General features: G+C 71.3%; 20 protein-coding genes. 14 read left to right on the forward strand and 6 right to left on the reverse strand.

Going from position 1 to position 24592, the window contains the following annotated elements:
• Positions 1–22: 22 nt before the first annotated feature.
• Complete coding sequence (locus tag AB7E03_RS06825) at positions 23–2842, forward strand: helix-turn-helix transcriptional regulator (protein WP_489940465.1); 2820 nt, start codon at positions 23–25, stop codon at positions 2840–2842.
• 191 nt (positions 2843–3033) lie between these two features.
• Here the strand turns inward: AB7E03_RS06825 and AB7E03_RS06830 are convergent, their stop codons facing one another.
• The 5 genes from AB7E03_RS06830 to rsmI all read right to left on the reverse strand — a co-directional run bounded on the left by AB7E03_RS06830 (position 3034) and on the right by rsmI (position 8346).
• Positions 3034–3969 carry a 4-(cytidine 5'-diphospho)-2-C-methyl-D-erythritol kinase gene (locus AB7E03_RS06830; protein WP_489940467.1) on the reverse strand — a complete coding sequence of 312 codons (936 nt, stop codon included), beginning with the start codon at positions 3967–3969 and terminating at the stop codon, positions 3034–3036.
• A 97-nt stretch (positions 3970–4066) separates the two neighbouring features.
• On the reverse strand, positions 4067–4918 hold the full coding sequence (gene rsmA / locus AB7E03_RS06835) for a 16S rRNA (adenine(1518)-N(6)/adenine(1519)-N(6))-dimethyltransferase RsmA (RefSeq protein ID WP_489940469.1): 852 nt from the start codon (positions 4916–4918) through the stop codon (positions 4067–4069).
• The gene (locus AB7E03_RS06840) at positions 4915–5844 is read right to left on the reverse strand and encodes a TatD family hydrolase (RefSeq protein ID WP_489940471.1); all 930 of its coding nucleotides are present in this window, start codon (positions 5842–5844) and stop codon (positions 4915–4917) included. Before AB7E03_RS06840 ends, rsmA begins: the two co-directional genes overlap by 4 nt.
• On the reverse strand, positions 5841–7430 hold the full coding sequence (gene metG, locus AB7E03_RS06845) for a methionine--tRNA ligase (protein WP_489940473.1): 1590 nt from the start codon (positions 7428–7430) through the stop codon (positions 5841–5843). The genes AB7E03_RS06840 and metG overlap by 4 nt, the downstream gene beginning before the upstream one ends.
• 97 nt (positions 7431–7527) lie before the next feature.
• Positions 7528–8346, reverse strand: coding sequence for a 16S rRNA (cytidine(1402)-2'-O)-methyltransferase (rsmI, locus tag AB7E03_RS06850; protein ID WP_489940475.1), 819 nt, complete (start codon positions 8344–8346; stop codon positions 7528–7530).
• A 57-nt stretch (positions 8347–8403) separates the two neighbouring features.
• Here rsmI and AB7E03_RS06855 point away from each other — a divergent pair, with 57 nt between their 5' ends.
• From AB7E03_RS06855 to AB7E03_RS06875, 5 genes are all read left to right on the forward strand, one after another.
• A complete protein-coding gene (locus AB7E03_RS06855) occupies positions 8404–10017 on the forward strand; it encodes a dolichyl-phosphate-mannose--protein mannosyltransferase (protein ID WP_489940477.1) in 1614 nt (537 codons plus the stop codon).
• 67 nt (positions 10018–10084) lie between these two features.
• Positions 10085–11677 (forward strand): S53 family peptidase, encoded by a 1593-nt coding sequence (locus AB7E03_RS06860; protein WP_489940479.1) that lies wholly within the window; start codon positions 10085–10087, stop codon positions 11675–11677.
• Positions 11678–11706: 29 nt separating this feature from the next.
• Complete coding sequence (locus AB7E03_RS06865; protein ID WP_489940481.1) at positions 11707–12729, forward strand: YeiH family protein; 1023 nt, start codon at positions 11707–11709, stop codon at positions 12727–12729.
• Between the two features lie 65 nt (positions 12730–12794).
• Complete coding sequence (locus tag AB7E03_RS06870; protein WP_441781665.1) at positions 12795–14096, forward strand: O-acetylhomoserine aminocarboxypropyltransferase/cysteine synthase family protein; 1302 nt, start codon at positions 12795–12797, stop codon at positions 14094–14096.
• The gene (locus AB7E03_RS06875) at positions 14093–14683 is read left to right on the forward strand and encodes a CoA-binding protein (RefSeq protein WP_441781664.1); all 591 of its coding nucleotides are present in this window, start codon (positions 14093–14095) and stop codon (positions 14681–14683) included. The genes AB7E03_RS06870 and AB7E03_RS06875 overlap by 4 nt, the downstream gene beginning before the upstream one ends.
• A 38-nt stretch (positions 14684–14721) precedes the next feature.
• On the opposite strand, the gene AB7E03_RS06880 is transcribed toward AB7E03_RS06875, so the two are convergent.
• Entirely contained in the window at positions 14722–15303 is a 582-nt protein-coding gene (locus tag AB7E03_RS06880; protein ID WP_489940484.1) for a class I SAM-dependent methyltransferase, read from the reverse strand.
• Between the two features lie 57 nt (positions 15304–15360).
• Between AB7E03_RS06880 and AB7E03_RS06885 the strand changes: the two genes are divergently transcribed.
• The 8 genes from AB7E03_RS06885 (at position 15361) to AB7E03_RS06920 (ending at position 24570) form a co-directional block, all read left to right on the forward strand.
• Positions 15361–18660, forward strand: coding sequence for an ATP-binding protein (locus AB7E03_RS06885; RefSeq protein WP_489940486.1), 3300 nt, complete (start codon positions 15361–15363; stop codon positions 18658–18660).
• A 60-nt stretch (positions 18661–18720) separates the two neighbouring features.
• Positions 18721–18960 (forward strand): helix-turn-helix domain-containing protein, encoded by a 240-nt coding sequence (locus tag AB7E03_RS06890; protein ID WP_441781661.1) that lies wholly within the window; start codon positions 18721–18723, stop codon positions 18958–18960.
• Positions 18953–19462, forward strand: coding sequence for a Clp protease N-terminal domain-containing protein (locus tag AB7E03_RS06895; protein ID WP_489940488.1), 510 nt, complete (start codon positions 18953–18955; stop codon positions 19460–19462). The genes AB7E03_RS06890 and AB7E03_RS06895 overlap by 8 nt, the downstream gene beginning before the upstream one ends.
• A 131-nt stretch (positions 19463–19593) precedes the next feature.
• Positions 19594–20610, forward strand: a complete 1017-nt coding sequence (locus tag AB7E03_RS06900) for an ATP-binding cassette domain-containing protein (protein WP_489940490.1) — start codon at positions 19594–19596, stop codon at positions 20608–20610.
• The gene (locus tag AB7E03_RS06905; protein WP_489940492.1) at positions 20607–21425 is read left to right on the forward strand and encodes an ABC transporter permease; all 819 of its coding nucleotides are present in this window, start codon (positions 20607–20609) and stop codon (positions 21423–21425) included. Before AB7E03_RS06900 ends, AB7E03_RS06905 begins: the two co-directional genes overlap by 4 nt.
• 143 nt (positions 21426–21568) lie before the next feature.
• Positions 21569–22966 (forward strand): L-serine ammonia-lyase, encoded by a 1398-nt coding sequence (locus tag AB7E03_RS06910; protein WP_489940494.1) that lies wholly within the window; start codon positions 21569–21571, stop codon positions 22964–22966.
• Between the two features lie 65 nt (positions 22967–23031).
• Entirely contained in the window at positions 23032–24015 is a 984-nt protein-coding gene (locus tag AB7E03_RS06915; protein WP_489940496.1) for a sulfurtransferase, read from the forward strand.
• 66 nt (positions 24016–24081) lie between these two features.
• Positions 24082–24570: a glutathione peroxidase gene (locus AB7E03_RS06920; protein WP_489940498.1), complete on the forward strand. Its 489-nt coding sequence runs from the start codon at positions 24082–24084 to the stop codon at positions 24568–24570.
• Positions 24571–24592: the final 22 nt, after the last annotated feature.

Genomic DNA, 24592 nt, shown 5'->3' on the forward strand with positions numbered 1-24592 from the left:
CCGACGGGGACGGGAGCACCACGTGACTGAGCAGCTGCGGGCAGACGACACGCGACCTCTTTTCGGGCGGGACCGTGCCCGCGAGACCATGCTCCTCGTCGCGCACCGGGCACGCGAACACGGTGGCGCAGTGCTCGTGACCGGCGAGGCGGGGCTCGGGAAGACCGCCCTGCTGGCAGACGTCGCCGAGAGGCTCGAGGGATGGACGGTGCTGCGCGTCCACGCCGACTCCTTCGAGTCCGACCTCGCCTACGCCACCGTCGAGACGCTGGTCCGCGGCCTGAGCACCGCTGCCGGCAACCGGCGGGGAGCGGGCGTTGCGGGCATCCGACCGCCCTCCCCCGGCGATGACCCGCTGACCGTCGGCCGCATGCTGCTGGATGCCATCGACGCGATCGGCGGGCCGGTGTGCCTCATCGTCGACGACGCCCAGTGGGTGGACGAGCCGTCGGCCCGCGCCTTGCGTTTCTTGGTGCGGAGGCTCGCCGACCAGCGTTTCCTCTTCACCGCGGCGACCCGTCCGCAGCAGAACAGCGTCGTCGCGCTGTTCGACGACCTCGCGTCCACCACGGCCAATCACGCCCGCGTGGATCTCACACCGCTGACGGTCGGCGACACCCAGGAGCTCGCCAGCCACATCCTGGGCCACCCCGTCTCCCGGCGAACAGCGACGCGTCTCACCGCGGCGACGCAGGGCTCGCCGCTGCTGCTGAGCGTCCTTCTCGGTCACCTCCGCGACACGTTCGCGCAGGCGCTGCATCCGGCCGGCTGGGATCTTCCGGCCACCGCGATCACGCCCCTCGCCACGGCGATCTCCGCGTCGCTCGAAGGCGCCGATCAGTCGGTGCGCACGGCCGCGGAGCTCGTCGCCGTGCTGCGCGACCCGCTCCCGCTGCCCGTCGTCGGCACCATCGCCGGGCGCCTCGGCATCGACGTGGATGTGCCGGGTGCGGTCGCCCGCGGACTGGTGCTCGCCGAGACCCGCGACGGTGTAGTGCGGGTCGAGCCCGCCCACGCCATCCTCGCCGACTCCCTCGCGGGAGAATTGACGCTGGAACGCCGGGTGGCCATCCACCGCGTCGCCGCGGAGGTGCTCTCCGGTCACCGTGCGCTGCGGCACCGGGTGGAGGCCGCCGACCGGGCCGACCCGACCCTCGTCGCGGAGCTCCTCGCCGCAGCCCTCGCCGTCGCCGACCTCGGACAGGCCGAGCAGGCCCTGAGCTACGCGCGCTCCGCGGTGCAGCTCGCCGCGGGGAAGGACGCCGAGCGGGCGTTGCTCGAGCTCGGGCTGATCGCGATGCGGTTCCGGATGCACGAGCGCATCCTGGACCTGCGTCCTGCTGTCGAGGCCGCCACTCCGTCGTCCACGCGCGACGCGGTGCTCCTGGAACTGCGGACGCTCTCCGGCGACCTCCCCGGTGCCCTCGCCTTGGCGCTCGCCTTCGAGTCGCGCCCGGCGACCACACCGGACGAGCGCGCGCTCCGAGCGCACGCGGCCGAGGCCCTGCCCAAGGTGCTGATGGCGACGGGCGACTTCGCCGGCGTTCTGACCCACCTGGATGCCGCCAGGCGCGCCATCGCCGTGAGCCCCGACCCGTCGGAGGTCGCCGACCCGGCCCTCCGCTGGCTGGCCGCGCCCCAGGACGACCTGACCCGGCTGCTCGGCTGGGCCATCAACTCGGCCGCCCACGCCCGGCGGCCCGACCTCTTCGCCCCGCTGACGGAGGAGCTCGACGAACTGCTCGTCGGATTCGAATCGCCGGCGGCCGTGGACGCCCTCGTCAGCCGGTCGCGCGTGTTCATCCTGAGCGGCGACATCGCGAGGGCCCGGGCCGACCTCGGTCGGGCCGCGGATTTGGCGCGACGGTTCCCGAGCAGCTGGACCGCCGGGTTCGCGCGGACGATGTACGCGCACATTCTGTACCTCACGGGCGAGTGGGAGGAGTCGGTCACCCTGGCGGATACGGCCGTCGCGCTCGCCCTCGACGAGACCGACCTCTCCTGCTGGCCGATCGCCCTGTGGGTCTCTGCGCTCGTCCGCGCGGGCCGTGGAGAGGCGGATGCGGTCGAGGAGCGCCTGCGCGCCGCCGCTCAAGCGGACCCGCGGATCACCGGCTCCTACGACGGCGACCTCCCGCACCTGGCCCGGGCGGAGGTCGCTCGGGCGCTCGGCCGGCCGGAGGACCAGCTGCTGGCGACCGAAGAGGCGGAGGCGGCCGCCTCCCGCGGTTCGACGCTCGGCTGGCTGTCGTACCGCGTCGACGCGCTCGCGGCGCTGGGTCGGGCCGAGGAGGCGCGCGCCGCGTACGAGCGGTGCGCGGCGCCAGGGCTCTGGCGGCCGTACTACGGCTCGCTGCGGTGGCTCGAGAGCCGCGTGCTGGAGGCCGAGGGGCTCACCTCAGAGGCGTTCGAGGCCGCCGCTGCCGCCGTGGAGGAGCCGGGTGCCGAAGCCTTCCCGTTCGCCCAGGCCGTCGCCGCGCTCGACGCCGGCCGGCTGGCGGCGGCGACGGGGGCGACCGAGCGTGCACGGGAGCTGCTGGAGGCCGCAGCGACCACATTCCGCCGGCTCGGCGCCGCCGGCTACTTGGCGCGTTGCGTCCGTCTGCTCGACGAGTCGGCACCGGTCTCGTCCGGGATCGACCCGCTCGCGCCGCTCACCACGCGCGAACGGCAGGTCGCGCACGCCCTCGCCGCGGGCATGACCAACAAGGAGATCGCCGAGCGCCTGTACGTGTCGGTGACGACCGTGAACTTCCACGTACGCAACATCCTGTCGAAGCTCGGACTGCGCTCACGCCGGGACCTGCGGTCGCTGTCGCGGAGGAGACCCGTCAAGTCTTGACGGTTTCGTCCCCCGGATGGGGAGTGTCGCGGCGGCACGGGTTAGTGTGAAAGGACCTGGGATGCCCGGCCCGGGATGCGGAAACGCTTCTGAAGATCCCGACGAATCGTCTCAACCCGACGTGTGCCGTCAGCCGGGCATCCTCGGGCAGTTCTGACTCCAGTGAGCTGGTCGCCCAGTCGCCTAGTCGCCTAGTCGCCCATGATGCGGGCGCCGTGCACGGGGCCGGTCGCGCGGACCGCGGTCACGCGTGCCGCGCTGAGCGCGATCTGCAGGTCGATCGCCGAGTCCAGGTCGGTCGCCAGGAACGCCACCGTCGGTCCCGATCCCGAGACGATGCCGGCGAGCGCTCCGTTCTTCTCCCCCAGCTCGATCACGTCCGCGATCTCGGGGACGAGGTGGATGGCCGGCGCCTGCAGGTCGTTGCTCAGTGCTTCGGCCAGCATGGCCGGTTCGCCGGCCCGGAGTGCCTGCAGCACCGCGGAGTCGACACTCGGGGACTGCTGGGCCGGCGCGATGTCGGCCGCGTGCCGCTCGCGGTGGCGGTCGAGCTCGCTGTACACGCGCGGCGTGCTCAGCTCACCCTCGGGCAGCGCCAGCACCCAATGGAACTGGCCGGTCGCCAGCGCCGGGCTCAGCCGGTCGCCCCGGCCGGTGCCGATCGCCGTCCCGCCGACAAGCGCGAACGGGACGTCGGCGCCGAGTCGCGCGGCCAGGGTCAGAAGCTCCTCACGGCCGAGTTCGGTGCCCCACAGGGCGTCGCACGCGACGAGCGTCGCGGCCGCATCCGCCGAGCCGCCGCCCATGCCGCCTGCGATCGGAACGTGCTTGTCGATCTCCAGCCGGACCCCTCCGGTGAAGCCAGTGCGCTTGGCCAGCAGCCGGGCGGCCTTGATGGCCAGGTTGGACTCGTCCAACGGCAGCGAGCTGGTGTCGATGGTGCCGCGGAAGCCGACCGAGAAGTCGTCGGCCGGGTACGCGCGGATGTCCTCATACAGGGAGACCGCCTGGTAGGCGGTGGCCACGTCGTGGTAGCCGTCCTCCATGACGGCGCCGACGCGCATGAAGACGTTGATCTTCCCCGGGGCCCGCACATGCACCCCGTCGAGGTCCCAGCCGTCCACCATGCCTCCAACCTACACACCCGGGATGCTCTCCGCTGGGCGGTGCCCGGGCGCGCGTTCGCCGGGACGACGCCGGGCCGCTCGCGCGGCTGCCGAGTTGTCAGGCGGCAGTGACGGTCGCCAGCCGCGCGAAGTCGGCGAGGGCGAGCTGTTCTCCGCGCAGCGAGGGCGCCAACCCGGCCGCCACGAGCGCTCGTTCTGCGGACGCGGGGTCGCCGAACACCGGCGCCAGCGCCTGCCGCAGCGTCTTGCGGCGCTGCTGGAAGGCCGCATCCACCAGGGCGAACGTGCGTAGGCGCAATTCCTCGCTCCCGGTCGGCTCGTCGTGTCGTTCGAACCCGACGAGGACCGAGTCGACGTTCGGGACCGGCCAGAAGATCTGCCGGCTCACCGTGCCCGCCGTGCGCCACCGGCCGTACCAGGCCGCCTTGACGCTCGGCGACCCGTACACCTTCGATCCCGGCTGCGCCGCGATGCGGTGCCCGACCTCGGCCTGCACCATGACAACGCCGGAGCGGAGGCTCGGGAAGTGCTCGAGGAAGTGCAGCAGCACGGGCACCGAGATGTTGTACGGGAGGTTCGCCACCAGCCGGACGGGGTCGGCCGGGAGGTCGGTCACGGCCAGCGCGTCGCGGTGCACCACGGTGAGCTGCGCGAGCGCGTCCGGCGCCAGCTGCCCCACCGTGATCGGCAGCTGGGCGGCGAGGCGGCCGTCGATCTCGACGGCGATCACGTCGGCCCCGGCCTCCAGCAGCCCGAGGGTCAGCGAGCCGAGGCCCGGGCCGATCTCCACGACGCTGTCGCCGGCCCGCACCTCGGCGACCCTGACGATCCGCCGCACCGTGTTGGCGTCGATGACGAAGTTCTGGCCGAGCTTCTTGGTCGGGGTGACATCGAGCAGCTCCGCGAGGTCGCGGATCTCGGCCGGGCCGAGCAGCCGCAGCTCGCTCACGCGATGATCCCGATGGGACGGGTCGGCGGCGGCCCCACGGGCTCGTCGTCCCAGCGGCCGTACACCAGCTCGGTGTTGGAGTTGATCTGCGCGGCGAGAGTGGAGGCGTCGGTGCCCATCACCTCGGCCATCGCGCGCACGGTGTGCGGGATGAGGTACGGCGCGTTCGGCCGGCCGCGGAACGGCGTCGGCGTGAGGAAGGGCGCGTCGGTCTCGACCATGACCAGGTGACGCGGAGCCGCGGCCAGCGCGGCCCGGAGGTTCGGCGCGTTCTTGAAGGTGATGTTGCCGGCGAACGACATGTACCAGCCGTTCTCCGCGCAGATGCGCGCGAGTTCGACATCGCCGGAGAAGCAGTGGAACACCGTCCGCTCCGGTGCGCCGACGCGCTTGAGCGTGGCGACCACGGCGGCGTGCGCGTCGCGGTCGTGGATCTGCATCGCGAGGTCGTTCTGCTTCGCGATCTCGATGTGCGCCTCGAAGGAGCGGAACTGCGCATCCCGTCGCGGCCCCTCCTCCGTACGGTAGAAGTCGAGCCCGGTCTCGCCCACGGCACGCACGCGCGGCCGGCCGGCCAGCTCGGCGATGACCGCGAGGGCATCGTCCAGTTCTCCGCGCTCGTCATAGTCGGGAGCGTCGTTCGGATGCAGCGCCACAGCGGCCAGCATGCGCGGCTCGATGGCGGCCATCTCGGCGGACCAGCGCGAGGTCTCCACGTCGTTGCCGACCTGGACGACCCCGCGCACCCCGACGCTGGAGGCGCGATCCAGCTGCTCGCGGTAGTCCATCGGCTCGACGCCGTCGGCGATCTCGAGGTGCGTGTGGTTGTCGTACACCGGCACGACCAGCGCCTCGGGCAGCGGCGGGTAGGCCAGGTCGCGGCCGTCGGTGACGTGCCGCTGCCGGATGAACGACGGGTCCGTCATACGGCGGCGACCGCTTCCGCGTCGATCCGCGGGAACAGTGCCTGCAGCCCGTTGACCTCGGTGCCCGCGGGCAGCTGCCCCCAGTCACCGGCGGTGCGGAGCGGCTGGGCCGTGAGCGCGCCCAGCTCCTCCTCGACGCCGAGCGCCTCCCACAGCTTGGTGGTCGCCTCCGGGATGACCGGCGAGAGCAGCACCGCGAGGGCGCGCAGGCCCTCGGCCGCCGTGTACAGCACCGTGCCGAGACGCTCGCGCTGGGCATCGTCCTTCGCCAGGGTCCACGGCTCCTGCTCGGTGATGTAGCCGTTCAGCTCGTCCACGATGCGCCAGACCGACGTCAGCGCGTCATGGATGGCGAGCTTCGCGATCGCAGCGTCGGCATCCGCAGCCGCCTCCCGCACCACCTTCTGCACCGCGAGGTCGACCTCCTGATAGTCGCCCGCCGGAGGCACGATGCCCTCGAAGTAGCGCGTCAGCATGGCGATCACACGTGACGCGAGATTGCCGAAGCCGTTGGCGAGCTCCGCCTGGTAGCGCGCCGCGAGGTCCTCCCAGCTGAACGAGCCGTCCTGCCCGAAGTTGATCGCTCGCATGAAGTAGTACCGGAACGCGTCGGAGCCGAAGGTGTCGGTGATCTGCGTCGGGGCGATGCCCGTCAGCTTCGACTTCGACATCTTCTCGCCGCCGACGAGGAGCCAGCCGTGGCCGAAGACGCGCTTCGGCACCTCGAGGCCTGCGGCCATCAGCATGGCGGGCCAGATGACGGCGTGGAAGCGGAGGATGTCTTTGCCGACCAGGTGGTTCGCCGGCCAGCGGCGGGCGAACTCCTCGTCGTCCTGCCCGTACCCGACGGCGGTGATGTAGTTGAGCAGCGCGTCGAACCAGACGTAGACCACGTGCGACTCGTCCCACGGCACCTTGATGCCCCAGTCGAAACTCGACCGCGAGATCGAGAGGTCGCTCAGCCCCTGGCGCACGAAGCTGACCACCTCGTTGCGGGCCGACTCGGGCTGCACGAAATCGGGACGCTCCTCGTAGAGGGCGAGCAGACGGTCGGCGAACTGGCTCATCCGGAAGAAGTAGTTCTTCTCCTGCAGCAGCTCCAAGGGCTTGGAGTGGATGGCGCAGACCTTCTGGCCCTCGTACTCGCCCGTGCCGTCGACGATCTCGCTCTGCGGCTTGAACTCCTCGCAGCCGACGCAGTAGAGCGCCTCGTACTCGCCGGCGTAGATGTAGCCGTCGTCGTAGAGCTTCTGCAGGAACTTCTGGACGTTGACCTCGTGCCGCTCGTCGGTGGTGCGGATGAAGTCGTCGTTGGCGATGTCGATGGTCTGAAGGAGCGGCAGCCACTCCTCTGTCACCAGCTTGTCGGCCCACTCCTGCGGCGTCGTGCCGTTTGCGGTGGCCGTGCGCAGGATCTTCTGGCCGTGCTCGTCCGTGCCCGTCAAGAGCCAGGTGTCGTCGCCGGCTTGGCGGTGCCAGCGCGCGAGAACGTCGGCTGCGACTTCCGTGTAGGCATGCCCGATGTGCGGGACATCATTCACGTAGAAGATCGGCGTGGTGATGTAGAAGGAAGAGCCATCGGACATGCTGACCATCCTACGGGCGGACGGACCCGCAGATCCGCGTGTTACTCCGCCTGTGGAGAACGCGCTGCACGGTCCGTCCGGGGACGAACCGCCGGCCTCATCCCCGTCGTTCGAGCGCCGCCTGATAGAGGTCGCGTTTTCCGAGTCCCGTGGCCTCCGCGACCTCGGCGGCCGCATCCTTCAGCCGGGTTCCGGAGGCGACCAGCGTCAGCACCTGTTCCAGCGCGCTCTCGGGGTCGGCGGCCCGCGCGGCAGCGCCGGCGACCACGATCACGATCTCGCCGCGGACGCCCTCGGCCGCCCACGTCGCGAGTTCCGCCGCCGTGCCACGCCGCACCTCCTCGAACAGCTTGGTGAGCTCGCGGGCGACGACCGCACGCCGGTCCTCCCCCAGCGCCGTCGCGATGTCGGCGAGGGAGGCGGCGATCCGGTTCGGCGACTCGAAGAACACCATGGTCCGCGTCTCCGTCGCGAGTGCGCGGAGGGTGGACAGCCGCTCCCCCTGCTTGCGCGGCAGGAAGCCCTCGAAGGTGAAGCGGTCGGTCGGCAGCCCCGAGACGGCGAGCGCCGTCAGCACCGCCGAGGGGCCGGGCAGGGCGGTCACCGCGACGCCCGCGGCGGCCGCCGCCTCGACGAGGTGGAAGCCGGGATCGGAGACGGTCGGCATCCCGGCGTCGGACAGCACCACCACATCCTGATCGCGGGCCAGCTCGACCAGCTCGCCGGCGCGGTCGCGCTCGTTGTGGTCGTGCAGCGCGATCAGCCGCGGCCGGTTCGTGACGCCGAGGCCGGCGAGCAGGCGCTGGGCGACCCGCGTGTCCTCCGCGGCGACGACGGTGGCCTCGCCAAGCACCTCCACCAGCCTCCGGGAGGCGTCGCCCAGGTTGCCGATCGGGGTGGCGGCGAGGATGATCATGGCCTCTAGTCTGTCAGCCGGAAGGCGACACCAAGCGTCCGCCTCTAGCATGGCTGGGTGACCTCAGCTCCCTGGACCGAAGCTCCGGCTGCGCACGCCGCCGCCGTGCGCCCGGGCACCCGCCTCGACGACTGGTGGGCGCGCCTGCTGGGGACCCCCACGCGGATGCGACTGTGGTTCTGGGGCGCTCCGGTCGCGGTCACGCTGCTGGCCGCGGTGCTGCGCCTGTGGAACCTGGGCGCTCCGCACTCGCTGGTGTTCGACGAGACCTTCTACGTGAAGGACTCGTGGAGCCTGTGGAACCTCGGCTACGAGGGCAGCTGGCCCGACAAGGCCGACCCGCGCTTCGCCGCCGGCCAGACGCAGATCTTCGACGCCGACCCGTCGTTCGTGGCGCATCCACCGCTCGGCAAGTGGCTGATCGGGCTCGGGATGGCGGCGACCGGTCCCGGCAACTCTTTCGGCTGGCGGCTGTCCACCGCCCTGGCCGGCACGATCGCCGTGCTGCTGGTGTTCCTCATCGCCCGGGCCCTGTTCCGCTCGACGATGCTGGCGAGCATCGCCGGATTCCTGTTCGCGATCGACGGACACGCCATCGTGATGAGCCGCGTGGCCCTGCTCGACAACTTCGTGATGCTCTTCGCCCTTCTGGCGTTCTGCTGCATCCTGCTCGACCGGAGGTGGGCCGCCGATCGCCTGGCCGCGAAGGTGGCGGCTGCCCGCTCGTCGGGCCGCGACCCCGCCTGGGGCCCGGTGCTGTGGTGGCGGCCGTGGCTGATCGCAGCCGGTCTGCTGTGCGGGCTCTGCGCGGGCGTGAAGTGGACGGGCTTCTACTTCCTCGCGTTCTTCGCCGTCTACACGGTGATCGTGGATGCGGTGGCCCGCCGCAGGGTCGGGCTGCCGTTCCACGTGAGCGGTGCGCTGCTCAAGCAGGCGCCTGCGACCTTCGTGCTGATGGTGCCGATCGCCTTCGTCGCCTACGTCGCGACCTGGGCCGGATGGATCTTCAGCAGCAACGGCTACTACCGCCACTGGGCGGAGAGCGTGCACCTGCAGTGGACCGGCGGCCTCAGCTGGGTGCCGCTGTGGATTCAGAACCTCTGGCACTACCAGACGGAGATGTACAACTACAGCATCAATCTGCACACGCCGCATCCCTATCAGTCGAACCCCCTGACGTGGACGCTGCAGCTGCGGCCGACGAGCATGTACTACGTCGGCACGACGCAGGGGCAGCAGGGATGCGACTTCAGCTCCTGCTCGGCGGCGATCACCTCCCTAGGCAACCCGCTGATCTGGTGGGCCGGGACGGCGGCGATCCTCTTCCTCACCTACCGGCTGGTTCGTTACCGCGACTGGCGCATCGGCCTCATCCTGACCGGATTGGCCGCCGGCTACCTGCCCTGGTGGCTGTACATGGGACGCACGATCTTCTCGTTCTACGCGATCGCCTTCGAGCCGTACCTGATCCTGGCGCTCACCGCCGCCATCGGGATGGTGCTCGGCACACGGACGGATCCCGAGCCACGGCGACGGCGCGGCATCCTCTGGACAAGTGTGTTCCTGGGGGCGTGCGCCGTGCTCAGCGTGTTCTTCTGGCCGATCTGGACGGGTCAGCAGGTGCCGTTCTGGTTCTGGCAGATCCACATGTGGCTGCCCAGCTGGGTCTGAGAGCCGCCTCAGCCCGGGCTCGTCCCGGCTCTGTAGGTTGTCGGGGGCCGGTGGTAGACCGAAGGGTATGACCGATCCCCAGAAGCCCCTCGACCTCGTCCCCCTGCCGGGAAGCGACCGCCCAGACCGGCCCGGCTTCCAATCGCACGGGGGCCTCGCGCCCGACTCGCGGGTGGAGGCCACTCTGGTCCTTCGGCGGAAGGCGGAGCTGCCGTCGAGCGCGTTCGCCCAACCCCTCAGCCGCGACGAGCTGGCCGAGCACTATGGTGCGTCGCCGGAGGACGTCGACCTGGTCCGCCGCACGCTGGAGGGCCTCGGCCTGACGGTCGACGAAGTGGATACGGGAGCGCGCCGCGTGCGCGTCTCCGGCCCGGTGCAGACGGTCGCCCGCGTCTTCGGCACCGACCTCGCCGAGTCGACGCGCGACGATGCCGGCGACGACGCGCCGACGTACCGGCAGCGGACCGGCGGCCTCAGCATCCCGGCAGCGCTCTCCGGCGTGGTGACCGCCGTGCTCGGACTGGACGACCGGCCGCAGGCGCGGGCGCAGTTCCGCTACGTGCCCGCCGCCGCGGTCAACACGAGCTACACCCCGCCGCAGCTGGGCACGGTGTACTCCTTCCCCGAGGGGACGGACGGCAGCGGCCAGACGATCGCCATCATCGAGCTCGGCGGCGGCTACGTGCAGTCCGACCTCGACACCTACTTCGCGGGTCTGGGCATCCCCACCCCCAGTGTGCGCGCGGTCGGCGTGGACGGCGGCTCCAATGCGCCGGACGGCAACCCGAACGGAGCCGACGGCGAGGTCATGCTCGACATCGAGGTGGCCGGAGCGCTCGCGCCCAAGGCCGAGATCGTCGTCTACTTCGCCCCGAACACCGACGCCGGATTCCTGGATGCGGTGAGCACTGCCGCGCACGCCGACCCGACCCCGGCGGCGATCAGCATCAGCTGGGGCCAGTCGGAGGATCAGTGGAGCGCCCAGGCGCGAACGGCCTTCGACGAGGCGCTGCAGGATGCAGCGGCTCTCGGCGTCACCACCACGGCGGCGGCCGGCGACGACGGCAGCAGCGACCGGGTCGGTGACGGCCGTCCGCACGTCGACTTCCCCGCATCGTCGCCGCACGCGCTGGCCTGCGGCGGCACGCGACTGGAGGCCGACACGACGACGGGCGCGGTGCGGTCGGAGGTCGTCTGGAACAACGGCACCGGTGGTGGGGCCACGGGCGGCGGCGTCAGTGCCGTCTTCCCGCTGCCATCGTGGCAGACGGGAGTGGGCGTGCCGTCGGGCGCCGACGGAACGGACGCGGGCGGCACGGCGAACGGCCCGGGCGGACGGGGCGTGCCCGACGTCTCGGCGGTTGCCGACCCGCAGACCGGGTACCGCATCCGCGTCGACGGGCAGGACACCGTGATCGGCGGCACCAGCGCGGTCGCCCCGCTGTGGGCGGCGCTCGTCGCCCGGCTCGTGCAGTCGACCGGGCAGCCGCTGGGGCTGGTGCAGCCGCGCCTCTACGACTCCGTGCCCGCCGGGACCGTCGCTGACGGCTTCCGCGACATCGTCACGGGCGACAACGGCTCCTACCGCGCGGCCCCCGGCTGGGACGCCTGCACCGGCCTCGGGGTGCCGGACGGGACGCAGCTGCTGTCGTCGCTCTGATCCGACGGAGCGCTCGCCAGAATGTACTGGTGAGCACTCCGTCCTTCTCCGTTCGCCGACCCGTCCCCTGGCTGCCCGGCCTCGCCGTGTGCGCGGGAGCCGCGGCGCTGGCATGGGCGGTGCACTGGCTGATCCCCGCGATCCCGCTGCTGACCGCCGCGGTAGTGCTCGGGATCGTGGTGGGCCAGGTCCCCGTCGCGCGTCCGGCCGTGGTGGGCCCCCTCGCGCCCGGCCTGTCGCTCAGCGCTAAGCGTCTGATGCGGGTCGGCGTGGTGCTCCTCGGCCTCAAACTGAGTCTCGGCGACATCGCCGGTCTCGGGTGGGTCACCATCGCGAGCACGGTCGCCGTCGTCCTGATAAGTTTCGCCGGGACGTTCTGGATCGGCCGGCTCGTCCGTCTGCCCGGCCACCAGCCGCTCCTGATCGCGACCGGTTTCTCGATCTGCGGGGCGTCGGCGATCGGCGCAATGAGCGGTGTGGTGAAGCCGAAGGACGAGGAGGCGGCCACCCCGGTCGCCCTTGTCACCCTGTGCGGGACGCTCGCCATCTTCGTGCTGCCGCTGCTGTGGCATCCACTGGGGCTGGATGCGGCGCAGTTCGGCCACTGGGTGGGGGCGGGCGTACATGACGTGGGCCAGGTGGTGGCGACCGCGCAGATAGCAGGCGCCAGTGCACTCGCCGTCGCCGTGGTGGTCAAGCTGACCCGCGTGCTGATGCTGGCGCCGATGGTGGCGATCGCCTCGGTGGTCGAGCGGCGGAGGCAGGTAGAGGGCGACCCGGCCGCCAAGCGGCCGCCCATCGTCCCGCTGTTCGTCGCCGGGTTCCTCGTCGCCGCGCTCGTGCGCACATTCCTCCCACTGCCGGCGGCCGTAACCGATGGCGCAGACACGCTGCAGACGATTCTGCTCGCGATGGCCCTCTTCGGTCTCGGGACAGCGGTTCGGCTGCGCACGCTCGTCGGCACCGGCTGGCGGGCGCTGGTGACCGGGCTGGTGTCGTGGCTGCTGATCGCCGTGCTGGCCCTCGGGGCTGTGTGGCTTTCGGCCCGCTGACCCGGCCGATTTCCGTCTGTTACGCGACCGGCCGAAGCGTCGGTGGCGTCGGGTAGCGTGACCTCATGGCAGATCGCGAATATGGCTTCCGCACGCGTGCAATCCACGCGGGCAACATCCCCGATCCGGTCACCGGCGCGCGAGCGCTGCCGATCTATCAGACCAGCGCGTTCGTCTTCGACGACACCGCCGATGCGGCCGCGCGCTTCGCCCTCCAGAAGTACGGCAACATCTACTCGCGGCTCGCGAACCCCACGGTGGCTTCGTTCGAGGAGCGGATCGCCAGCCTCGAGGGCGGCCTCGGCGCGGTGGCCACGGCCTCCGGCCTCAGCGCGCAATACATCACGTTCGCCTCGCTCGTCGGCGCGGGCGACCACATCGTCGCCTCGGCCAACCTGTACGGCGGATCCATCACCCAGCTGGATGTGACCCTCCGCCGCTTCGGCGTCGAGACGACGTTCGTCCAGAGCTCCGACCCGGCCGACTACGCCGCCGCGATCACCGACCGGACCAAGATCGTGTTCGCCGAGACCATCGCCAACCCGTCCGGCGAGATCGCAGACATCGAGGGACTGGCGGAGGTGGCCCACGCTGCTGGGCTCCCGCTCGCCATCGACTCCACGATCGCGACCCCGTACCTCAACCGGCCGTTCGAATGGGGCGCCGACATCGTCATCCACTCGGCCACCAAGTTCCTCGGCGGGCACGGCACCACCCTCGGCGGCGTGGTGGTCGAGAGCGGCCGCTTCGACTGGCACTCCTCGAAGTTCCCGCTGTTCAGCCAGCCCGTCCCGTCGTACGGCGGCCTGCAGTGGTCGGGCAACTTCGGCGAGTATGCGTTCCTCACCCGCCTCCGCGCGGAGCAGCTGCGCGACATCGGGCCGGTGCTCGCGCCGCACTCGGCGTTCCTGCTGGCGCAGGGCGTGGAGACGCTGCCGTACCGGATCCAGGCGCACGTCGACAACGCCCGGGCGGTCGCCGAGTGGCTCGACGCCGACCCGCGCATCGAGAAGGTCTTCTGGGCGGGTCTGCCGGAGCACCCGCACCACGACCGCGCGCTGAAGTACCTGCCGAAGGGTCCGGGGAGCGTCTTCAGCTTCGTGGTCAAGGGCGGCCGCGAGGTCGGCCAGAAGTTCATCGAGTCGGTGAATCTCGCCAGCCACCTCGCGAACATCGGCGACGCGAAGACGCTGGTGATCCATCCCGCCTCCACCACGCACGCGCAGCTGACCGAGCAGCAGCTGCTCGACGCGGGTGTGCTGCCGGGGGTCGTGCGGATCAGCGTCGGCATCGAGGACGTCGACGACATCATCTACGATCTGGATCAGGCGCTCACGACGGCCCTCGAGGAGGCGAACGCGGCATGACCACCGCCACCACCGAGCATACGGACGCGACCACGCAGGTTCAGCTCGCCAACGGGCTCAGCTGCGCCCTGCCGTCCGACTCGCCGCTCGCCAAGCTGCTGAAGTCGCAGCGCACGTGGGTCGGACCGGACGCCAAGGAGCGGCTGAAGATCCTGCGCGGCGCGAAGTCGATCGCGATCGTTGGGGCGTCGCCGAATCCCGCGCGCTCCTCCTACTTCGTGGGCACCTACCTCCAGCAGTCCAGTGACTACCGGATCTACTTCGTCAACCCGAACGCCGACACCATCCTCGGCGAGAAGGCGTACCCCGACCTGGCGTCGCTGCCCGAGGTCCCGGACATCGTGGATGTGTTCCGCAAGCCGGCCGACATCCCCGCGGTCATTGACGAGGCCCTCGCGGTCGGCGCGCCGACCGTCTGGGTGCAGCTGGGGATCTGGAACCAGGAGGCCGCCGAGTACGGCGAGTCGAAGGGGCTGACGATCGTGATGGACCGCTGCGTGAAGATCGAGCACGCGCGCTTCCACGGCGGGCTTCACCTGCTCGGTTTCGACACCGGTCAGATCACGGCGCGCAAGACGATCCGCTGACCCGGCCCGGTCGACCAGCCGGCGGGTGGGTCCGCGCCTCAGGCGCGCGCCACGATGTGGAAGACGTGCCAGTGCTTCGGGCCTTCGAAGGACATGCCGCGCTTGTCGTCCTCGACCAGTTGGATGACGTCCATCCCCGTGAGCATGCCCTCGACCTGGGAGCGGGTGTGGAAGCTCATGCCGGCCCGGCCGGCCCACTCGTCGTTCGGGCCGAACAGCTCGCCGGCGAAGAGCCCGCCCGGGCGCAACGCCTCGCGGATGTCCGCCCAGAGGTACGGGAAGTGCGACTCGTCGCAGAACGGCAGCGCGAACCCCGCGTAGACGAGGTCGGCGGCCGGCAACTCCCCCAGCTTCTCGAACGACGACCGGCGCACGGTGACGCGCTCCGCGGCCTGGCTGGAGAGGCCGGACCGGACGCGCTCCTCGACGCCAGGGTCCGAGTCGACCGCGAGCACCCGCCAACCGTGCTCGGCGAGGCTGCGCGTCTCCACGCCGTCCCCGCAGCCGAGGTCGACCGCCTCCCCCGGCGGGCCGTCCCACGCTTCGAGAGCGCTCTGGAACGTCGGCCTCACGCCGCGACCGCCCTGTTCCTCGTAGAACTGCGACCAGTCGAATGCCATGCGCTGAGCCTACGCGGCGCGCGCACCGGCGTCAGCGGCACTGGCTAAGATCGGCCCGTGCAGTCCGTCCCTCCGCCTCCCCGCGTCGCCGTCCTCGGCCCGGTGCTGGTAGAGGACCGCGCGGGCGCTCTGGCCGAGCCCGCGGGGGCTCTCGGGAAGAGCCTCATCGTCGCCCTGGTGCTGGCGCGCGGGGTCGCGACCGTCCCCTCCCTGATCGAGGATCTCTGGGATGACGCCCCGCCCCGCCAGGAGCGCGCCGCTCTGCAGACCCTCGTCTCGCGCGTCCGGACCACGAGCGCCGACGGGCTGCTGGAGTCGACCCCCAGCGGATACACGCTGGCCGTCCCGCACGAACAGACGGACCTTGGCCTGGCCCGCCGGGCCCTGGACCGCGCGACGCGAGCCCTGCAGTCCGGCGACGCCGCGACCGCGGTCGGCGAGTCGACCGGCGCGCTGGGGCTGTGGCGCGGCGAACCCGGCGCCGAACTCGGTGCGACCCCGCTCGCCGGCGAGCTCAACCGGACGGCCGCCGCGCTGTACGACGACCTCTTGCTGGCGCGTGCCCGCGGCCAGCTCGCCGCGGGCGATCCGGCGGGTGCGCTGGACGACCTCCGCCCGCTCATCGAGCGACGCCCGCTCGATGAGGGTGTGCGCCTGGAGCAGCTCCGCGCCCTGGCAGCCGCCGGTCGCCGCAGCGACGCCCTGCTCGCCTTCGCCGAACTGAAGGAGGCGCTCCTCGACCGGCTGGGAACGCGTCCGGGGCCACAGCTCGTGGCCTTCAACGCGGAACTCCTCGCCGCCGACGACGAACAGCGGCCGAACGCTCCACGCCGCGTCCGCATCGGGCTCCGGTCGGCGCCGAACGCCCTGGTCGGGCGCGAGTACGACGTGCAGGCGGTCGAGGACCTGGTCGCGACCTCCCGGCTCACCACCATTCTCGGCGCGGGAGGTCTCGGCAAGACGCGGCTGGCGCAGGAGATCGGCAGCCGTGCCGTCCACACGCCCGCGGTGATCGTGGTCGAGCTGGCGAGCGTCCGCAGCGGCGAGGATGTGGAGCTCGCGTTCGCCTCCACCCTCGGCATCCGCGAGGCGCGCACCGCCCGCCCCGCCGACCCGGGCGCGCAGCTGGATCTGCGCTCGCGCATCCTGGGCGTGCTGTCCGAGCGTGACACCCTGCTCATCGTCGACAACTGCGAGCACATCGTGGATGCGGCCGCAGCCTACGTTCAGGACATCCTGGATTCCACCACCAACGTCCGCGTGCTGGCGACGAGCCGTGCACCGCTGGCGATCGGCGCCGAGCACGTGTATCCCCTCGACTCGCTGCGGAGCACCGACGGGGATGCGGTGAGCCCGGGCGAGGCGGAGTACGGCCCCGCCGTCGCCCTGTTCCTCGAGCGCGCCCGGGCCGCCCGCCCCGGCGCCGTGCTGCCCATCGACGTCGTCGCCCGCCTCTGCGACCGCCTCGATGGCGTGCCCCTCGCAATCGAGCTCGCCGCCGCACGCACACGGTCCCTCTCCGTCGACGAGATCGAGCGCAGGCTCGGCAACCGCTTCGCGCTGCTGACCGGCGGCGAACGGACCGCACCGGAACGTCACCGCACCCTGTTCGCGGTGATCGAGTGGAGCTGGAACCTCCTCGGCACCTCCGAGCAGGCGCTGCTGCGACGACTCTCGCGCTTCCCGGACGGCTTCAGCGCGGACGCTGCGGAGGCCGTCGCCGGCACCCGCGGCGCGCTTTCGGTGCTCGACGATCTGGATGCGCTGGTCACGCAGTCGCTGGTGGCCGTGACGGAGGACCGCACCACCGGCCTGCTGCGGTACCGGATGCTGGAGACCGTCCGCGAGTTCGGCGACCGCGAGCTGCTCGCGGCCGGCGAGCAGGACGAGGTGCTGACCGGCATGGACGCCTGGGCCGTTGCCTTCTGCCGGAACACCCTGAGCACCATGCACGGACGCGAGCAGGTGCCGACGTTCCAACGGGTCACCGCCGAGCAGGACAACCTGGTGGCCGTCCTCCGGTCGGCGCTCGACGGCAGCAGGAAGGAGACGGTCGCGACGGTGTTCGCGACGCTCTCCTACTACTGGTCGCTGCGCAGCGCGCACTCCGAGGTGCTCGGCTTCGGCTCGGCGGTGATGGATGCGCTGAAGGGCTGGCAGCCGACAGCCCGCCACCGCGACGCCGTCGCCGCCTGCTACACGATCGTCGGCGGCACCTTCCTGTTCATCGACCTGCGGACCGCCGCCCGTGCCATCTCCCGGCTGCGGCGGATGCGCCGCGCCGAGCCCTTCTCCGATTCGCGGCTGGATGCGCTGGCGTCCCTGGTACTGCACGCCGGCCGCGCCGATTCGGGACTCGCGCTCCTCGCCGAGTACGCCGCGTCGAGCGATCCAGAGCGCGCGGCCATCGGCAACCTCCTGACCGCGCAGTTGCACGAGAACGCCGGCGAGCTGGATCAGGCCCTGGCGGCGGCCACACGCGCGTGGGCGAACGCGCAGCAGGCGGGAGACGCGTGGTCGATGGCGTCGGCGGCGCAGTCGCTGGCGCAGTCGCACAGCCAGCTTGCGCATCCCGCCGAGGCCCTGGAGTGGGCGCAGCGGGCGTACGACCACATGGCGATGCTGCAGGCGGACGGCGACCTGCGCCAGCTCGACTGGTTGATCGCCATCAATGCGATCTCGAGCGGCGACACGGGCCGGGGCCGGCGGCTGCTGGAGCGTTACCTCGCCGTCGAGGTGGATCGCACCGGTTTCGACTACGCCGACTACTACGCGATCGGGTACGCCGGGATGGCGGAGATCGCGCTGGCGGAAGGCGACCAGGCGGAGGCGATCCGGCTGTACGGCCGGGCCCTCAGCGCTTTCGGCGGCTCCCCGGCGCCTCGGGAAGTGGCGCTCAACCCGTGGTTGACGATGCTGGGGGCAGCGGCCCTGGTGGTGCGCCTGCGCACGCATGCCGAGCATCCCGAACTGCTCTCCTGGGCCGAGACGGATGAGTCCGCCGCGACGCTGCGCACCCGCACCCTGGTGAACGCGCGGCTGAACCCGCCGTACAACGACCGGCCGGTGATCGGTTCGGCCCTGGTCGGATACGCCGCGTGGATGCTCGACCCGCACACCGCGTCGGCTCACGGCGACGACGGATGGGTCGCGTCCGGCTTGTCGCTCTTCGCCTTCGCTGGGCGTGCGAACTCGCGTCAGGATGTCGCGAGCCTGCACCGTGACGTCGTGGCCGACCGCATCGCCGCGAGCTGGGGGCGCGACCGGGTGGATGCGGCGCTCGCGGCGGTCGCGTCCGTCACGCCGGAGGTCGCCGTCACGCGGGCACTCGTGCTGCTCTCCGACGTGCGCGCCTGACCACCCCGCGCTGTAGCAACTTTGGTTGACAACTCGGGATAAGCAACTATAGTTGCTTCCATGAACCCCACACCGTTCCCGGACCCCGTCGGAGGCGTCGCCGACGGCCTCGCCGCCGTGGTCGCCCTCCGCGAGCTCGCCGACCGGCTCGAAGACGCCGAGGTCGAGCGCGCGCTCCGCGAGGGCTGGAGCTGGACGCAGATCGCCGACGCGCTGGGCATCACCCGGCAGGCGGTCCACAAGAAGCACCTGCGACGGGTCGCCGCCGCCGGCATCGAACTTCGGAGGCGCAATGTCTGACATCCACCACGGCGGCAATGCCAACCTGCCCGGGCAGCCGCTCTCCCGTGTGCTCCGGCAGCTGGTCGTCCGCTCGATCGCCGAGGCGCAGCTGCGCAACGCAGGGCTCGTCGAGGCCGAGCACCTCCTGCTCGCCCTGTCGCGCGAAGGCAGCGCGCCCATCCGCTCGGCGCTGGAGAGCGAGGGCCTCGACCCCGACGGGCTGGGGGCGGCGCTCGACGCCGAGCGGGCTGCAAGTCTGCGTGTCGCCGGGGTGACCCCGGTCCCCGCCGAACGCCTGGCGGCATCTCCGCGGGTCATCCGGCCGCGTTGGGGCGCCTCCTTCAAGGATGCGCTCGCGCGGGCCCACCGGGTGGGCACGGCCAACCGCCACCAGCGGATGGGAGAGCTCGACCTGCTCGCCGCCCTGCTGGGTCTGGAGCTCGGCACGGTCCCCCGCGCCCTGACGCTCGCCGGGGTCGACCGACAGGCCGTGCTCACCGCAGCACGCCGCGCGGCCTGAGCGCGGGTCGCCGCTCACACTCACTGACACCCACTTACACGAGCCCTCGCGCGCTGTAAGCGCCACGTAAGGGCGGTGTAAGCGCGCCCCGGCACCATCGGAACATCACCAGTCCACACGAAAGGACCATCATGACTCGAAGCTCAGAATGGGCCGTCGAAGCCCACGGGCTCGTCAAGGTCTTCGGCGACAACCGGGCGGTCGACGGAGTCGACCTCACCGTGCGCGCCGGCGCCGTCTACGGCGTCCTCGGCCCCAACGGCGCCGGCAAGACCACCACCATCTCCATGCTCGCCACCCTGCTCAAGCCGGATGCCGGCGAAGCCTTCATCTTCGGCCACGACATCCGCAAGGAGCAGCAGGTCGTCCGCCAGCTGATCGGCGTGACCGCCCAGTTCGCCTCCGTCGACGAAACCCTGTCGGCCAGCGAGAACCTCATGATCTTCTCCCGGCTCCTCGGCCTCAGCGGCCGGGAGGCCAAGCAGAAGACCGCCGAACTGCTCGAAGAGTTCGGACTGACGGAGGCGGCCAAGCGCCCGCTCAAGAAGTTCTCCGGCGGCATGCGCCGTCGCCTCGACCTGGCCGCCAGCCTCATCGCGCAGCCGCCGCTCATCTTCCTCGACGAGCCGACCACGGGCCTCGACCCGCGGACCCGCTCGCAGATGTGGGACACCATCCGCCGCCTCGTGGCGACCGGTTCGACCGTGCTGCTGACCACGCAGTACCTCGACGAGGCCGACCAGCTCGCCGACCGCATCGCGGTCATCGACCGCGGCCGCGTGGTCGCCGAGGGCACCGCCGACGAGCTCAAGGCGTCGGTCGGAGAGTCCTCGCTGCAGCTGCGCCTGGCCGACCCGGCCGACATCGAGGATGCCCGCCGCGCCATCCAGACCGTTCTCGGTGTGGATGCGGTGGTCTCGCCGGAAGGCTCCCGCCTGACGGCCCCGATGCGTGACGCCGACGTGGTGACGGACCTGTTCGTCACGTTCCGCGAGGCCGGCATCCACCTGCAGGAGATGTCCGTGCAGAAGCCCACGCTCGACGAGGTGTTCCTCACCCTCACCGGCCACGGCGTCGAAGAGGAGACGGCGGATGAGACCCCCGCCGAGGAAGAGAAGGCCAAGACTGTAGAAGGAGCCAGGGCATGACCGCCATCGCCACGATCACCCCGCCGTCGGAGCGACGGCTCAAGAACCACGTGAGTGTCAGCCAGACTCTCGCGAATACCGTCACCATGGCGCACCGCGGCCTGCTGAAGATCAAGCGGACGCCCGAGCAGTTGATGGATGTGACGCTTCAGCCGATCATCTTCACGGTGATGTTCGCCTGGCTCTTCGGCGGCGCGGTCGCGGGCAGCGTCGAAGACTACCTGCCCTATCTCATCCCGGGAATCCTGGTGCAGACGGTCATCACGACCTCGGTCGTCACCGGAGTGCAGCTGCGTGAAGACATGGACAAGGGCGTGTTCGACCGCTTCAAGTCGCTGCCCATCGCCCGCATCGCACCGCTCTCCGGTGCGTTGCTCGCCGACACACTCCGCTACACGATCGCGACCACGATCACCTTCGTCGTCGGCTACCTCATGGGCTACCGGCCCGCGGCAGGTCTCGGGTTCGTGGTCCTTGCCGGACTCCTCGTGATCGTCTGCGCGTGGGCGATCAGCTGGATCTTCGCCTTCTTCGGCGTGATCGCGCGGACGGCCGGATCGGTTCAGGGCATCTCGTTCCTGGTGCTGTTCCCGCTGACGTTCTTCTCGAATGCCTTCGTGCAGCCGAGCACACTGCCGAGCTGGCTGGAGTGGTTCGTGAACGTGAACCCCGTGTCGCACCTCGTCACCGCAGTCCGCGACCTCGCGAACGCGGGCACCTTCGGCGCCGACGGCTGGATCGCGCTGGCCGGCGCCGCTGTCATCGTCGCGGTGTTCGCCCCGCTCACGGTGCGGGCCTACATGCGGAAGGCCTGAACGGCACACCTCCGCTCCTCGAACGGCGGCCGTCGCATCCTGCGGAGGGATGCGACGGCCGCTTTCGCGTGTGCGCGGGAATCGTGCGCGGATGCCCGCGGGGACGCCGGAAAGCGGCGCCACCGGCGACATACACTGGAGAAGTGACAGCGTACGTCTCGGCCTTCGACCTGTTCTCGATCGGCATCGGTCCCTCGAGTTCGCACACGGTCGGCCCTCTGCGGGCTGCCGCCGCGTTCGCCGCACGCCTCGCCGGCGAGGGGACGGACGCCGGGATGCTCGACCGCGTCGACCAGGTCACCTGCACCCTCTACGGGTCGCTCGGTTCGACCGGGATCGGCCACGGAACACCGGACGCCGTCATCGCCGGCCTCCGCGGACTCCAGCCGGAGACGTGCCGACCGGAGGACGTCCGCGGCGCCTGGTCTGACCTCGCCCCGGGCGCGGAGTTGCTGCTCGCCGGCCGCCGCCGCATCCCGCTATCGAAGGACGACATCGCTTTCGAGCCGCGCACCCGCCTCCCCGGCCACCCGAACGCATTGACCCTGCGCGCCTGGGGCCGGGATGAGACCGGCGACCGGTCGCCGCTCCCCCTGCTCGAGGAGACCTACTACTCGATCGGCGGCGGCTTCATCCGGCGCGACGGCGAGGAGGCGGACCTCGCGGCGCGGCACGCGCATCCGCTGCCCTACGACAGCGCCCAGGAGCTGATCGCGATCTGCGACCGGGACGGCATCCCGATCTGCGAGGTCGCCCGCCGCAACGAGGTGGCGCTGCACGGCGAGGACGCGACCCGCGAACGACTGGACCTGATCTGGGAGGCGATGGCCGAGTGCGTCGCCCGCGGCCTCCAAGGCGACGGCACCCTCCCCGGCGGTCTCGGCGTGTGGCGGCGGGCCGCAAAAATGCGGGAGCACCTTGAAGCGGTGCAGGACGACCCGGGTCGCGCGACCGCCCTGGAGTGGCTGCACGCGTTCGCCCTCGCCGTGAACGAGGAGAATGCGTCCGGCGGCCGGGTGGTCACCGCCCCGACCAACGGCGCGGCGGGCATCGTTCCCGCTGTCGCCCACTACTACCTGCGGTTCGTTCCCGGCGCGTCGCCGGAGGGCATCCGCCAGTACCTGCTGACGGCCACGGCGATCGGGTCGCTGTTCAAGGCCAACGCGTCCATCTCGGGTGCGGAAGGCGGCTGCCAGGCCGAGGTCGGCTCGGCCTGTGCGATGGCCGCCGGCGCACTCTGCGCGGTGCTCGGCGGGACGCCGCGCCAGGTGGAGAACGCCGCAGAGATCGCGATGGAGCACCACCTCGGCCTCACCTGCGATCCGGTCGGCGGGCTCGTGCAGATCCCGTGCATCGAGCGCAACGCGATCGCGTCCTCCACCGCCGTCTCCGCTGCGCGCCTGGCGCTGCACGGCGACGGATCGCACCTGGTGTCGCTCGACACGGTCATCGAGACGATGCGCCAGACGGGGATGGATATGTCGACGAAGTACAAGGAGACGAGCGAAGGCGGGCTCGCCGTCAACGTCATCGAGTGCTGAGTGCCGCGTTACGGCCCATTGCGGTCGTCGTTCCCGGCGTCGGAGGTCGCCGTTAGCGTGAGCGGGTGACCACGACCGACCTCGTATCCGACCTCCCGTCCGACTCCGGCGCGCTGCGTGTCCCCGACCCGGACCTCGACCCCGACTTCGCATCCGCCGCGCTGGCCGCCGCGCTCGACGGCCCGCTCGTCTCGACGCAGTGGCTGGCCGACCACCTGGGCGCCGACGGGCTCGTCATCGTCGACGCGACGGTGGTGCCCTCCCGCTCGGCGGAGGGAGGTGCTGCCTACCGCAGCGGGCTCGAGGAGTTCGTGACGGAGGGACACATCCCGGGCGCCGTGTTCGCGGAGGTGCTCGACCGGTTCAGCGATCCAGCGGGCCGCTTCCCGTTCACCCGGCCGGATGCGGAGGCCTTCGCGGCAGCGAGCGCTGCGCTTGGCATTCGGGCCGGCACGACGGTCGTCGTGTACGACGCGGCGGTCGGGCAGTGGGCCGCGCGATTGTGGTACCTCCTCCGCTCCTTCGGGCACGATCGCGTCGCCGTGCTCGATGGCGGAGCGGTGAAGTGGCGCGCCGAGGGGCGTCCCGTCGAGCGTGGCCCAGCGGCAACCGTCGCAGCGGCCGATGTGACCGAACCCCCCGGCACCGCCGCCGAGGGCACGTTCGTGCCCCGCGAGTTGCCCGGATTCTGGGTGGAGACGGCGGATGTCGCAGCCATCGTCGCCGGCGTACGCACCGGAACGCTGGTGTGCGGCACCGCGCCCCGCGATTTCGCCGCCCGCCACATCCCGGGCAGCGTCAGCGCTCCCGCCGTGCGCCTGGTCGATCGGGAGAGCAACGCCGTCCTGCCCACGGCGGAGTTGCGTACGGTCTTCGCCGACGTACTGGAGGCGCCCGGGCCCATCGTCGCTTACTGCGGCGCAGGAATCGCCGCGGCCGCCGACGCGCTCGCCCTCGCGCTGCTCGGGAGGGACGACGTGCTGCTCTACGACGGTTCCCTCTCCGAGTGGACGGCGGACCCGGCCGCGCCCGTCGCCTCCGCCGCCTGAGCGGACCCCCAGCGAGCGCATCAGACTCCTAGGCGGCTCGAAGCGAAGCACAATACGCTCTCCATCATGACCGTGATGGACATCCCCTTCCACACCATCGATGGCGAGCAGACCACCCTCTCCGCATATGCGGGGCAGGTCATCCTCGTCGTCAATGTCGCCTCCCGGTGCGGGCTCGCACCCCAATACGAGAAGCTGGAGCAGCTGCAGAAGACCTACGGCGACCGCGGATTCACCGTGGTCGGGTTCCCGAGCAACCAGTTCCTGCAGGAACTCAACTCCACCGACGCCATCAAGGAGTACTGCTCCACGACGTGGGGCGTCACGTTTCCGATGATGGAGAAGGTGCGCCTCAACGGGCGGAACGCCCATCCCCTCTATCAGGAGCTGACGAAGTCGCCCGACGGCGAGGGCAAGGCGGGCCGGGTGAAGTGGAACTTCGAGAAGTTCGTCGTCACACCGGACGGCGCCGTGCACCGCTTCCGGCCGCAGACGGAGCCGGACGACCCGGCGATCGTCGGCCTCATCGAGGAGTCGCTGCCCGCGGCTGCGTGAGCTGCCGGCGCTGCCGCGCTGC

This window comes from Leifsonia sp. RCC_180 (genome assembly GCF_058138205.1).